At 69.7% G+C, this 12,604-nt stretch carries 13 protein-coding genes; 8 read left to right on the top strand and 5 right to left on the bottom strand.

Annotation, left to right across the window (positions count from 1 at the left end; translation table 11 throughout):
- The first annotated feature begins 80 nt into the window (after positions 1–80).
- Entirely contained in the window at positions 81–977 is an 897-nt protein-coding gene (gene ubiA / locus ATCM_RS00930) for a 4-hydroxybenzoate octaprenyltransferase (RefSeq protein WP_132862426.1), read from the top strand.
- A gap of 136 nt (positions 978–1,113) precedes the next feature.
- On the opposite strand, the gene ATCM_RS00925 is transcribed toward ubiA, so the two are convergent.
- Positions 1,114–1,680 carry a DUF308 domain-containing protein gene (locus tag ATCM_RS00925; protein ID WP_132862425.1) on the bottom strand — a complete coding sequence of 189 codons (567 nt, stop codon included), beginning with the start codon at positions 1,678–1,680 and terminating at the stop codon, positions 1,114–1,116.
- A 79-nt stretch (positions 1,681–1,759) separates the two neighbouring features.
- A complete protein-coding gene (locus tag ATCM_RS00920) occupies positions 1,760–2,485 on the bottom strand; it encodes a ComF family protein (protein WP_132862424.1) in 726 nt (241 codons plus the stop codon).
- A gap of 49 nt (positions 2,486–2,534) precedes the next feature.
- On the opposite strand from ATCM_RS00920, the gene bioB reads away from it, so the two are divergent.
- The 5 genes from bioB (at position 2,535) to bioC (ending at position 7,376) form a co-directional block, all read left to right on the top strand.
- On the top strand, positions 2,535–3,563 hold the full coding sequence (gene bioB / locus ATCM_RS00915; RefSeq protein ID WP_132862423.1) for a biotin synthase BioB: 1,029 nt from the start codon (positions 2,535–2,537) through the stop codon (positions 3,561–3,563).
- Positions 3,564–3,643: 80 nt separating this feature from the next.
- Positions 3,644–4,855: an 8-amino-7-oxononanoate synthase gene (gene bioF / locus ATCM_RS00910; RefSeq protein ID WP_132862422.1), complete on the top strand. Its 1,212-nt coding sequence runs from the start codon at positions 3,644–3,646 to the stop codon at positions 4,853–4,855.
- A 16-nt stretch (positions 4,856–4,871) separates the two neighbouring features.
- Positions 4,872–5,639 (top strand): pimeloyl-ACP methyl ester esterase BioH, encoded by a 768-nt coding sequence (bioH, locus tag ATCM_RS00905; protein WP_132862421.1) that lies wholly within the window; start codon positions 4,872–4,874, stop codon positions 5,637–5,639.
- A 46-nt stretch (positions 5,640–5,685) separates the two neighbouring features.
- Complete coding sequence (locus ATCM_RS00900) at positions 5,686–6,468, top strand: SDR family oxidoreductase (protein WP_132862420.1); 783 nt, start codon at positions 5,686–5,688, stop codon at positions 6,466–6,468.
- Between the two features lie 26 nt (positions 6,469–6,494).
- On the top strand, positions 6,495–7,376 hold the full coding sequence (gene bioC / locus ATCM_RS00895; protein ID WP_132862419.1) for a malonyl-ACP O-methyltransferase BioC: 882 nt from the start codon (positions 6,495–6,497) through the stop codon (positions 7,374–7,376).
- A gap of 75 nt (positions 7,377–7,451) precedes the next feature.
- On the opposite strand, the gene ATCM_RS00890 is transcribed toward bioC, so the two are convergent.
- Genes ATCM_RS00890 through ATCM_RS00880 form a run of 3 tightly spaced genes read right to left on the bottom strand, consistent with a single transcriptional unit; the run spans position 7,452 to position 9,478 of the window.
- On the bottom strand, positions 7,452–7,877 hold the full coding sequence (locus ATCM_RS00890) for a ketosteroid isomerase-related protein (RefSeq protein WP_132862418.1): 426 nt from the start codon (positions 7,875–7,877) through the stop codon (positions 7,452–7,454).
- A gap of 36 nt (positions 7,878–7,913) precedes the next feature.
- The gene (locus ATCM_RS00885) at positions 7,914–8,531 is read right to left on the bottom strand and encodes a YdcF family protein (protein ID WP_165931091.1); all 618 of its coding nucleotides are present in this window, start codon (positions 8,529–8,531) and stop codon (positions 7,914–7,916) included.
- On the bottom strand, positions 8,516–9,478 hold the full coding sequence (locus tag ATCM_RS00880) for a pyridoxal-phosphate dependent enzyme (protein ID WP_132862416.1): 963 nt from the start codon (positions 9,476–9,478) through the stop codon (positions 8,516–8,518). The genes ATCM_RS00885 and ATCM_RS00880 overlap by 16 nt, the downstream gene beginning before the upstream one ends.
- Positions 9,479–9,618: 140 nt before the next feature.
- Between ATCM_RS00880 and ATCM_RS00875 the strand changes: the two genes are divergently transcribed.
- Complete coding sequence (locus ATCM_RS00875; RefSeq protein ID WP_207911756.1) at positions 9,619–10,188, top strand: hypothetical protein; 570 nt, start codon at positions 9,619–9,621, stop codon at positions 10,186–10,188.
- A gap of 499 nt (positions 10,189–10,687) precedes the next feature.
- Positions 10,688–12,577 carry a tRNA uridine-5-carboxymethylaminomethyl(34) synthesis enzyme MnmG gene (gene mnmG / locus ATCM_RS00870; RefSeq protein WP_132862415.1) on the top strand — a complete coding sequence of 630 codons (1,890 nt, stop codon included), beginning with the start codon at positions 10,688–10,690 and terminating at the stop codon, positions 12,575–12,577.
- The last annotated feature ends 27 nt before the right edge of the window (positions 12,578–12,604 follow it).

Below are 12,604 nucleotides of genomic sequence, written 5' to 3'. Positions count from 1 at the left end.
CAAAGTCGCCGCAGGTCTTCCCCCACTCAGCTTAATCATCGCGCTGGGGCCCGCCCGGGCCCAACTGGTACCCTTTACGCATGAGCCGTCTCCCCCGAAATCCGCCCGCCGCCGGCACCCCGTCGCGGTTCGGGCACTACTGGAAGCTGATGCGCGCCGATCGCCCGATCGGCACCCTGCTGCTGCTGTGGCCCACCTGGTGGGCGCTGTGGCTGGCCGCCGACGGCCTGCCCCCGCTGTGGACGTTGTTCGTGTTCACCGCCGGCGTCTGGCTGACCCGCTCGGCCGGCTGCGTGATCAACGATTACGCCGACCGCTGGCTGGACCCACACGTCAAGCGCACCAAGGAGCGGCCGCTGGCCACCGGGGCGGTCTCCGGCCGCGAGGCGCTGGCCCTGTTCGCCGGGCTGATGCTGGTGGCGTTCGCGCTGGTGCTGACGATGAATGCGCTGACCATCGGCCTGAGCTTCATCGGTGTGTTCCTGGCCGCCAGCTATCCCTACCTGAAGCGCTACACCCACCTGCCGCAGGTCTACCTGGGCATGGCCTTCGGCTGGGGCATCCCGATGGCGTTCGCCGCGGTGCAGGGCGAAGTGCCGCCGCTGGGCTGGGTGCTGTACGGCGCCAACATCCTCTGGTCCACCGCCTACGACACCTGGTACGCCATGGTCGACCGCGACGACGACCTGAAGGTCGGCTCGCGCTCCACGGCCATCCTGTTCGGCGAGCTGGACCTGGTCATTCAGGGCATCCTGTACGCCCTGTTCTTCGGCGCGATGGCCCTGGTCGGGCAGCGCGCGGCGCTCGGCAGCGCGTACTGGGCCGCCCTGGCGGTGGCCCTGGCAATGGTGGTCTACGAGTTCTGGCTGTGCCGCAACCGCGAGCGCGAGCCCTGCTTCAAGGCCTTCCTGCACAACAACTGGGTCGGCGCGGTGTTGTTTGCCGGCATCGTCGCCAGCCAATACCTCAACCGATAGCAGAAGGCCCGCAATGCGGGCCTTCTTTCTATGCTGGAGCGCCTCCAGGCGCGAGGCCGACACCCTGCAACGGGTACCGGCTCTTCCCGCCCCGGCACCATCGCCGGCTTCGCGGCCCAGGCCGCACCTGCGTCGCTCAGGCTTTCAGCGCGCGCAAGCGGAACGCCGCGATCACCTGCAGCACCCCGTACACCAGGGCCAGCGCACCGATCCACAACGAGGTCACCATCAGCCCCGACAAGGGGTTGAGCGCGAACATCACGCCCAGCGCGACCGCCAGCAGGCCACTGAGGACCAACATCCACTCGCCGCGGATGTGCTTGCGCACGCGGATGGCGAACACGATGCGATAGATGCCACCGACGATCAGCCAGCCGGCCAGGAACAACAGCAACACGCTGGCCGTGGCCAACGGGTTGAGGATGGCCAGCACGCCGAAGGCGATCGATACCAGGGCATAGAACACCGCCCAGCCCCGGGACACCGGCGCCGCGCCGCTGGCCAGGCCGACCAGCACCACCACGCCCTCGACCACCGCCATCACGCCCAGCCACCACGCCAGCAGGGCCGCCGTGCGCACCGGCGACATCAGCGTCAGCACGCCGAACACCACCGCCAGCAGCCCGAACAGCAGCACCACCCACCAGTTGCGCGTCAGCGCACTGAACAACGAACCTGCGGGAAACACCGGGGAACCGCCCATAGCCATCTCCTCATGTGATGCACGAAAGTTGATACCCCCTCGGCACTGACTTTATGCCACCGGCGCTGTCATGGCGCGATCACGGCACCCGCGCGCAGACCCAGGCGTCCACCCGGGTCACGCCGGCACGGCGCAGGGCAAGCGCCGCCGCCTGCAGCGTGGTGCCGGTGGTCATCACGTCATCCAGCAATGTCACGTGCGCCGGCAAGCCCGGCCTGGCAAGGAAGGCCGCGCGCAGGTTGCGCCGCCGCTGGTCGGCATCCAGCTCCGACTGCGGCAGGGTCGCGCGCGTCCGGCGCAGGCCATCGCAGAGTGGGATGCCCAGCGCCCGGGCCAGGGGCCGGGCCAGCTCGCGTGCCTGGTCATAGCCGCGCTGGCGCAGCCGCGCACGGTGCAGCGGTACCGGCAGCAGCGCCTGTGGCCGCGCCACGCCGGACAACCGCTCGGCCATCAACCCGGCCAGCAGGCGGCCGGCCGGCAGGTCGCGATGGAACTTGAAGCGCCGCAGCAGCCCATCGACCGGGCTGGCGTACAGGAATGCCGCGTGCACCTGCTCCAGCACCGGCCGCTGCTGCCGGCAGAACCCGCAGACCTGCCCGACATCACCGGCCGACAGGGGCAGCGCGCAACGCAGGCAGGCCGCACCCTGCCACGGCAGGTCCCCGGCGCAGGCGCGGCACAGGTCGCGCCCGCCGGCACCGGCCTCGCCGCACACCAGGCACTGCGGCGGGAACACCCCGCGGGACAGCCCTCCGGCCATCCTGTAAACCATCGATATCATGTTCAGGTTGACAGCTTCGCGCATGCTCACCAGACTGCGCCGCTTCTGTAGTCACCACCGTCAGGTAACACCGATGTCCGCTGTCATCCGCCACGACTGGAAACGCGAAGAGCTGCTGGCCCTGTTCGAGCTGCCGTTCCCCGAACTGCTGCACCGGGCCGCCAGCGTGCACCGCGCCCATTTCGACCCGGCCGAGGTGCAGGTCTCCACGCTGCTGTCGGTCAAGACCGGCGGCTGCCCGGAAGACTGCGCCTACTGCCCGCAGGCCCAGCGCTACGACACCGGCGTGGACGCGCAGAAGCTGATGGACACCGACAGCGTGGTCGCCCGCGCCCGTGCCGCCAAGCAGGCCGGCGCCTCGCGCTTCTGCATGGGCGCGGCCTGGCGCTCGCCCAAGGACCGTGACATTCCGAAGGTCGCGGCGATGATCCAGGAAGTGAAGGCGCTTGGCCTGGAGACCTGCGCCACCCTGGGCATGCTGGAAGGCCACCAGGCACAGGCACTGAAGGACGCCGGGCTGGACTACTACAACCACAACCTGGACACCGCGCCGGACTATTACGACTCGATCATCCATACCCGCCAGTACCAGGACCGCCTGGACACGCTGGAACACGTGCGCAACGCCGGCCTGAAGACCTGCTGCGGCGGCATCGTCGGCATGGGCGAGACCCGCGAGCACCGCGCCGGCCTGCTGCTGGCGCTGGCCAACCTGCCGGCGCACCCGGATTCGGTGCCGATCAACCGGCTGGTGCAGGTGGCCGGCACCCCGTTGCACGGCAGTGCCGAACTGGACCCGTTCGAGTTCGTACGCATGATCGCCGTGGCCCGCATCGCCATGCCGCGCTCGATGGTGCGCCTGTCGGCCGGCCGCGAGAGCATGAGTGATGAACTGCAGGCGCTGTGCTTCCTGGCCGGTGCCAACTCCATCTTCTACGGCGAGAAGCTGCTGACCACCGGCAACCCGGACACCGAGCGCGACCAGGCCCTGTTCGCCCGCCTCGGCATCCGGCCGATGCAGGTGAGCGTGGACGCGGACGACCACGACCACCCCGGCACGGTGCACCTGGACATCGCCCCGGCCTGCGCCCACGGCGCCTGAGCCCCGGCTGGCGACCGCCTCCGGGAATTCTCGCGGGCAACCGGTTACGCTAACCGGCCGTCCGACCATGAACCGCTGCCATGGCCCGTCCCGACATCCACGACCGCATTCAGGACCAGCGTAAGCTGCGTCTCGCGCAGAGCCGCATCCGCACCCGCCGCACCGTCGGCCGGCGTGATGGCGTGCGCCTGGAGGTCGATGGCCGCTGGCTGACCGGCTTCTGCAGCAACGATTACCTCGGCTTGGCCCAACAGTTCGAGGTCATCGCCGCGCTGCAGGACGCGGCCTCGCGCGAGGGCGTGGGCAGCACTGCCTCGCACCTGGTCTGCGGCCACCACAGCCTGCACCAGCAGCTGGAACGGGAAATGGCCGACTGGCTCGGCTACCCGCGTGCGCTGCTGTTCGACAGCGGCTTCATGGCCAACCTGGCCGTGCAGCAGGCGCTGTTGAGCGAGGAGACCGACGTCTGCGTGCAGGACCGTCTCAACCATGCCAGCCTGCTCGACGCCACCCGCCTGGCCGGTTGCCGGCTGCGCCGCTACCCGCACCTGGACAGCGAAGGCGCGATGCGCCAGCTCAAGAACGCCGCCGACGGCGCGGCCATGCTGATCAGCGACGGCGTCTTCAGCATGGATGGCGACATCGCCCCGCTGCGCTCGCTGGCGCTGGTGGCGCGCATGCAGGAAGCCCTGTTCTACGTCGACGACGCACATGGCATCGGCGTGGTCGGCGAGCACGGCCGCGGCTGCGTGGCCGACGCCGGGCTGGGCGTGAACGAAGTGCCGCTGCAGCTGGCCACGCTGGGCAAGGCGCTCGGCGGCCACGGTGCGGTGGTGCTGGGCGAGGATGCGCTGATCCAGCACCTGGCCGAGACCGCGCGCCCGTACATCTACACCACCGCGCTGCCACCGGCGCAGGCCGCCGCCTCGCTGGCGGCGGTCAAGCTGGCCCGCCGCGACCACTGGCGCCGCGACAAACTCACCGAGCTGATCACCACCTTCCGTGAGGGCGCGCGCCGCCACGGACTGGAGCTGATGCCGTCGGAAACCCCGATCCAGCCGCTGCTGTGCGGCGACGAGGCCACGGTGATGGCGCTGTCGGCGACGCTGGAACAATCCGGCTTCCTGGTCAGCGCGATCCGCCCGCCGACCGTGCCCGAAGGCAAGGCGCGGCTGCGCGTGACGCTGTCGGCGCTGCACACCGTGGACCAGGTCAAGGCGCTGCTGGAAGCCATCGCCAAGGCCCGCGACCTGGTGCTGTACCAGAAATCATTGAACACCGTCGGCGCCTGAGCAGGTTGTACGCCCCATGCATATCGAAGTCACCGGCAGCGGACCGGCACTGGTCCTGATCCACGGCTGGGCGTTGCATGGCGGCATCTTCGCACCGCTGGTCGAGCGGCTGGCGCCGCATTTCCAGCTGCACCTGGTCGACCTGCCCGGCCATGGCCACAGCCGTGACGACGCCACGCCGCTGCGCCTGCCCTACCTGGTCAACGCCATCGCCGCCGCCACCCCGCCCGCAGTGTGGTGCGGCTGGTCGCTGGGCGGGCTGGTGGCCCTGCATGCCGCCGCCACCCTGCCGCAGGTGCGCGGCCTGGCCATGCTGGCCGCCACGCCACGCTTCGTGCGTGGCGAAGACTGGCCCGATGCGGTCCAGGCCAGCGTGTTCGAACAGTTCGGCCGTGACCTGGAACAGGACTACCGCGGCACGCTGGAGCGCTTCCTCGCGCTGGACGTGATGGGCTCGCAGCACGGCCGCAGCGAGCTGCGCACCCTTCGCGAGGCCCTGGTCGCCCGCGGCGAGCCGGCGCCGCGCGCCCTGCACGAAGGCCTGGCCCTGCTCGAGCGCAGCGACCTGCGCGGTGCCCTGCCCAGCCTGCGCAAGCCGGGGCTGTGGATCGGCGGCCAGCGCGACCGGCTGGTGCCGGCCCGCGCGATGCACGCCGCAGCCGCACTGGCGCCGGACGGGCTGCACGCCGCGCACACCATCGAAGGCGGCGGCCACGCGCCGTTCCTGGGCCACGCCGACCAGGTCGCCGGGCTGCTGCAACACTTCGTTGCAGGCTGCGCGTGAGCATTTGTCCGATCATGTCGCTCCCCGCGTCGCACGAGGAATAAGCATGGATCTTGGAATCGCCGGCCGCTGGGCCCTGGTCTGTGGTGCCAGCAAAGGCCTTGGCCTGGGTTGCGCACGCGCATTGGCGGCCGAAGGCGTCAACGTGGTCATCGTTGCGCGCGGTGCCGACGCACTGGAAGCGGCTGCAGCGGACCTGCGCGCCCTGCCCGGTGCCGCGCAGGTGGTCACCGTCGCCACCGACATCACCACCGCGCAGGGCCGTGCCACGGCGCTGGCGGCGTGCCCGCAGGTCGACATCCTGGTCACCAACGCCGGCGGCCCACCCGCCGGGGATTTCCGTGACTGGGACCGGGACACCTGGCTGGCCGCGCTGGACGCCAACATGCTTACCCCGATCGAACTGATCCGCGCCACCGTCGATGCGATGGCCGCGCGCGGCTACGGGCGCGTGGTCAACATCACCTCCAGCTCGGTGAAGGCCCCCATCGACGTGCTCGGCCTGTCCAACGGCGCACGCTCGGGCCTGACCGGTTTCATCGCCGGCATCGCCCGCACCCACCTGGCCCGCAATGTCACCGTCAACAACCTGCTGCCCGGCGCCTTCGACACCGACCGCCTGCGCGGCATCCTGCAGGCCAGCGCGGACAAGCAAGGGCAGCCGCTGGCGGACGTCTCCGCGCGCCGCCAGGGCAGCATCCCCGCCGGCCGCTTCGGCACTGCCGACGAGTTCGGTGCCACCTGCGCGTTCCTGTGCAGCGTGCATGCCGGCTACATCACCGGGCAGAACCTGCTGACCGACGGCGGCGCCTACCCCGGCACTTTCTGACTCCCGACCTTACCGACGTACCCGCCATGTCTTCCCTGTTCGATCCCAAGCACGTCCGCCGCGCCTTCTCGCGTGCCGCCTCCAGCTACCACGCCGCGGCGGCACTGCAGCAGGAGGTGGCCAAGCGGTTGCTGGAATCGCTGGACTACCTGGCCGACAAGCAACCGCAGGTGGTGCTGGACGTGGGCAGCGGCCCGGCCCACGCCACCGCGGTGATGAAGAAGCGCTGGCCCAAGGCGCAGGTGATCGCGCTGGACCTGGCCCTGCCGATGCTGGTCGAGGCAAAGCAGCAGGCCGGCTGGTGGCGCCCGTTCTCGCGGGTGTGCGCCGACGCGCGCGCCCTGCCGCTGGCCGACAACAGCGTGGACGTGATCTTCAGCAACCTGTGCCTGCAGTGGGTGGAAGACCTGCCGGCGGTGTTCGCCGGCTTCCGCCGCGTGCTCAAGCCGGGCGGCCTGCTGGTGTGCTCCACCTTCGGCCCGGACACGCTGGTGGAACTGCGCGAAGCCTTCGCACAGGCCGACGACACCGCGCACGTCAGCCGCTTCGTGCAGATCGCCCAGTTCGGTGATGCGCTGATGATGGCCGGCTTCCGCGACCCGGTGCTGGACCGCGACCTGTTCACCCTGACCTACGACGACCTGCCGGCGCTGATGCGCGAGCTCAAGGCGATCGGCGCGACCAACGCGATGAGCAACCGCCGCCACACGCTGACCGGCCGCAGCCGCTTCGCCGCCGCCAGCCAGGCCTACGAGCCGCTGCGCGGCGCCGACGGCAAGCTTCCCAGCAGCTGGGAAGTCATCTACGCCCATGCCTGGGCACCGGAACCGGGCGCCCCCATCCGCGAACACGGCCACGACGTCGCCGCCGTGCCGGTGTCGGCCATCCCGATCCGCCGCAAACAGTAGGCGCGGCCCCGCGCGCAAGGCGGCATCGCGCAGGAGCGGCCCCGGCCGCGAAGCCGATACCGCCTCAGCGCCGGATCAGGCGCTGACCTGCGTGATCCAGTCCTGCAGGTTGTAGTAATTGCTCACGCGGCTGATCCGCCCATCACGCACGTCGAAGAACGCACCGCCCGGCAGCACATAGCGTTGCCCCTGCGCCGGCGGCAGGCCGTCGTCGGTGTGGTGGTATTGGCCATGCACCACGTACTCGGCCGCCACCCGCAGGCCATCCTCGCTCGCCATCACCACCACATCGCGCAGTTGCTCGCGGTAGCTGGCTTCCATGCGTTGCAGGAACACGGCAAATGCCTGGCGACCGACCTCGCGCGCGCCCTGGTTCAGGTCATGCGCCACGTCGTCGGACAGCCGTTCCAGCATGCCGGCCCAATCGCCGCGGTTGAAGGCATCGTAGTAGCCGCGCACCAGCGCGATCGCCTGCTGGCGGGAAGTATCGTCGTTGCTCATGCAGAACCCCTGCGTGTCGTGCGCCGCCGTCGCGCCTCAGGCGCCCTTGACGAACAGGTCGCGGTGGAAGAAATAGATTTCCTGCGCCAGGAAGCGCCAGCTGGTGTGGAAGCTGCGGAAGCGCGTGCTCGGCGTGGAGGAGGCCAACGCGTCGATGCCCAGTTCGTGCGACAGGCGCAGCGCGCGCGCCATGTGCAGCGGGTCGCTGACCACGATCACCCGGTGCATGTCGTTCTGCGCCATCACCCGGCGCGCCTCGACCAGGTTCTGCCGCGTGGTCCGCGAGCGGGTCTCGATCAGGATGTCCTCGGCCGGGATCTTCTGCTTGAGCGCGTAGCGGCGCGCCACCTGCGACTCGGAGAAGCGCGCGCGTGACCCGCCGAACCCGCCGGTGAAGATCAGCTTGGGCGCATAGCCCTGCCGGTACAGGTCCAGCCCGTGGCGGATGCGCTCCTCGAACACCGGCGAAGGCTTGGCGTCATAGGCCGCCGCGCCCAGCACGATGATCGCGTCGGCCGGCGCGGCCTGGTCGCGGTCACCCACCCAGATGATCCATGCCGCCACGCCCAGCAACCACAACGCCAGCAACACCCCGAACCGCCACAACCAACCCACCAGGCCGGTGCGTCCCTTGCTGCTCATTCCTTCCCCCACGGCAACGCATCCAGATCCACGTTGCCGCCGCTGAAGATCAACCCCACGTTGCGGCCGGCGAAACGCTCCGGCTGTGCCAGCACCGCGGCCAGGGTGATCGCCGATGACGGCTCGACCACCTGCTTCATCACCTGCCAGACCCGCCGCATCGCGGTCACGGTGTCCACGTCATCGACGGTGATCACCTCGGCGCGCTGGTTGAGCAGTTCGAAATTCGGTGCGCCCAGCGCGCCGCGCAGGCCATCGCAGACCGTGTCCGGCACGAAGTCCAGCAGTCGTTCGCCGGCGGCCAGAGAACGCGCGGTATCGGCGGCACCGGCCGGCTCGGCCAGCACCAGCGCGCAGTCGGGCAGCAGTTGCTGCAGGGCCAACAACGTCCCCGCGGCCAGCCCGCCGCCGCCCACTGGCACCACCAGCACGTCCAGCGTCGCCCCGGCCTGCCGCACCAGCTCCAACGCCGCCGTGCCCTGCCCGGCGATCACCTTGGCATCGGCATACGGGTGCACCAGCGTCGCCCCGGTCTCGCGCTGCACGCGCGCGCATTCGACCTCGCGCGCGGCCTGGTTCGGCGCGCAGCGCCACAACGTGGCGCCATTGCGCACGATGTTGGCCAGCTTGGTCGCCACCGCGCCCTCGGGCACCACCACGTGGCAGGGAATGCCTCGCGAACGTGCCGCCAGTGCCAGCGCGGCCCCGTGGTTGCCGGAAGAATGGGTGACCACGCCACGCTGCGCCTGCTCGGCATCCAGCGACCACACCGCATTGCAGGCGCCGCGGAACTTGAATGCGCCCCCGCGCTGCAGGTGCTCGCCCTTGAAGTGCAGGCTTGCACCGGCCAGCCCGTCCAGCTCGCGCGAACGCAGTACCGGCGTGACCGTCGCGTGCGATGCGATACGCGCCGCGGCGGCCAGTACGTCAGCGAACCCGGGCAAGGAATGTTCGTTCATGGTGGAAGGTTAGCGTAGGCTCGCTGCCTTGGACCATCTCATTCGCGCATGGAATGTGTTCAGCCAAATCGGTACCGATTAAGGGCCGATTCAATCCACCAGCACGAAGCTGGCGCCATACCCATTGGGGGGGACGACACATGATCAAGCGCCTGATTGTTTCCACCGGCCTGTTGCTGGCCCTGTCCGGCTGCGCCACGTATGACTACGTCGGCGGCAGCGGTGGCGGCTACTACCATGGCTCGCCGTCGGTGCAGTACAGCTATCCGTATGGCTACCCTTACGGTGCCTACGGCGGCTATGGCTCCGGCTATTACGGTTACGGCAGCGGCTACTACGGGGGTGGCTACCCGGTCTATCGCCCGTACTACCGCCCGTACCCGCAGCGTCCGCCGCACGGCCACCGGCCGCCCCCGCCGGGCAACGGCCATGGCCATGGCGACAACCGTCCGCGTCCGCCGCGTCCGGGTGACAACCGCCCCAACCCGCCGACCCGTCCGATGCCGCCGGCCAACGGCGGTGGCAGCAAGTCGCCCTGGCGGGACATGGACCGCCTGCAGCGTCCGCAGCCCCGCGCGATGACCGAGCCACGCGCGGTGCCGCGTGCCCAGGCCATGCCGTCCCGGCCGGCCATGCAGCCCCGGCCGATGCCGGCCCGACAGCCGTCACAGAACCGCCTTCCGCGCGAAGTCAGGAATGTGGAGAGATAAAAAGGTTGCATTTGCGGAAAATGCAGGCATCCTTTGTCCCACGGGTGACCGGTTGCGTCGCAAACTGACCTAAACCGGTCCCGCCCAACCGCCTCAATGTCGATGTCCGCCAGGAAATCTGGATCCCCCCTGTTCCGGCCCTGTCGGGCATCGGCGCCTAAAAAAGACGAAGCCCCGGCCTAGGCCGGGGCTTCGTCTTTACTGCCTTGCTGCTTTCAATGCCTTGCAAGGCATTGTCGGATACCAGAGCCGGTAGTCCCCCGACTACCGGCCCCTGCTACCCCAACGTGCGCTTCGGTCGGCCCCTGTTCCAATTCCGACCTTGTTGCGCCTGTGTCGCATGCCACGTTGGGTGCAATGTATTAGCTGCAGGTTGCGTGCCAACTTTAGGCCTTCGTCTCAAGAATTTTCGTTGGCGGTAAAATCAGCAACCGGGCCGCCCTGGCACCGGAGGCATGCCCGGCAACGGACTTCACACTTCTCGACCAATCTCACGCCCATGAGCGACTCCTTCTACCGTTACGACGTCATCGTCATCGGCGGCGGCCACGCCGGCACCGAGGCCGCACTGGCCGCGGCCCGCGGCGGCGCCCGCACCCTGCTGCTGACCCACAACGTCGAGACCGTCGGCGCGATGAGCTGCAACCCGGCCATCGGCGGCATCGGCAAGGGCCACCTGGTCAAGGAGATCGACGCCCTGGGCGGTGCCATGGCGCATGCCGCCGACCGCGCCGGCATCCAGTGGCGCACCCTCAATGCCTCCAAGGGCCCGGCCGTGCGCGCCACCCGCTGCCAGGCCGACCGCAACCTGTACCGCATGGCGATCCGCGGCATCGTCGAGTCGCAGCCCAACCTGACCGTGTTCCAGGCGGCGGTGGACGACCTGGTGATCGAAGGCGACGCCGTGCGCGGCGCCATCACCCAGACCGGGCTGACCTTCCATGCCGCCGCCGTGGTGCTGACCGCCGGCACCTTCCTGGCCGGCAAGATCCACATCGGCGAGACCCAGTACACCGCCGGCCGCATGGGCGACCCGCCGGCCACCACGCTGGCCGCGCGCCTGCGCGAGCGTCCGTTCGCCATCGACCGCCTGAAGACCGGCACGCCGCCGCGCATCGACGGCCGCTCGCTGGATTACAGCGTGATGGAGGAACAGCCCGGCGATGACCCGCTGCCGGTGATGTCCTACCTGGGCGACGTGCGCGAGCATCCGCGCCAGGTCAGCTGCTGGATCACCCACACCAGCGAGCGCACCCACGAGATCATCCGCAACGCGCTGCACCGTTCGCCGCTGTACAGCGGCCAGATCGAGGGCATCGGCCCGCGCTACTGCCCGTCCATCGAGGACAAGGTGGTGCGCTTCGCCGAGAAGGACAGCCACCAGATCTTCGTCGAGCCCGAGGGTCTGGACGTGGTGGAGATCTACCCCAACGGCATCTCCACCTCGCTGCCGTTCGACGTGCAGCTGGAGCTGGTGCGCAGCATCCGCGGCTTCGAGAACGCGCATATCACACGCCCCGGCTACGCCATCGAGTACGACTTCTTCGACCCGCGCGGGCTGAAGAACACGCTGGAGACCCGCCAGGTCGCCGGCCTGTTCTTCGCCGGGCAGATCAACGGCACCACCGGCTACGAGGAAGCCGGCGCGCAGGGCCTGCTGGCCGGCATCAACGCCGCGCTGTTCGTGCAGGGCCGCGACGGCTGGTGCCCACGCCGCGACGAGGCTTATATCGGCGTGCTGGTGGATGACCTGATCACCCACGGCACCAGCGAGCCGTACCGCATGTTCACCAGCCGCGCCGAATACCGGCTGCAGCTGCGCGAGGACAACGCCGACGTACGCCTGACCCCGACCGGCCGCGAGCTGGGCCTGGTCGATGCGCGTCGCTGGTCGGCGTTCCAGGCCAAGCAGGAAGCGGTGAACAACGAAAGCGCGCGCCTGCGCGCCCTGTGGGCGACGCCGGCCAATGCCCTGGGCCGCGAAGTGGCACAGGCCACCGGCGTGGCGGTGAGCCGCGAAACCAACGTGCTGGACCTGATCAAGCGCCCGGAACTGGACTACGCCAAGCTGATGCGGGTGCCCTCGCTGGGCCCGGGCGTGGCCGACGCGCGGGTGGCCGAGCAGGTGGAGATCAGCGTCAAGTACGCCGGTTACCTGGATCGCCAGCGCGAGGAGATCGAGCGCCAGCAGCGCCACGAGAACACCGTGATCGCCGAAGGCTTCGACTTCGGCTCCGTGCGCGGCCTGTCCGCCGAAGCATTGCAGAAGCTCGAATGCGTGCGCCCGCAGACCATCGGCCAGGCACAGCGCATCCCGGGCATGACCCCGGCGGCGATCTCGCTGCTGCTGGTGCACCTGGAGCGGGCACGGCGCGGCAAGGTGGCTTGAGGGGCGTTGCCCGTCCCCGCCGGCTTC

Origin of the sequence: Stenotrophomonas sp. ATCM1_4 (assembly GCF_004348115.1) — a bacterium.
Taxonomy (GTDB): Bacteria; Pseudomonadota; Gammaproteobacteria; order Xanthomonadales; family Xanthomonadaceae; genus Stenotrophomonas; species Stenotrophomonas capsici.
Note: the sequence above shows the minus strand (reverse complement) of the source record. Positions and strands in the feature narration are given on the sequence as shown.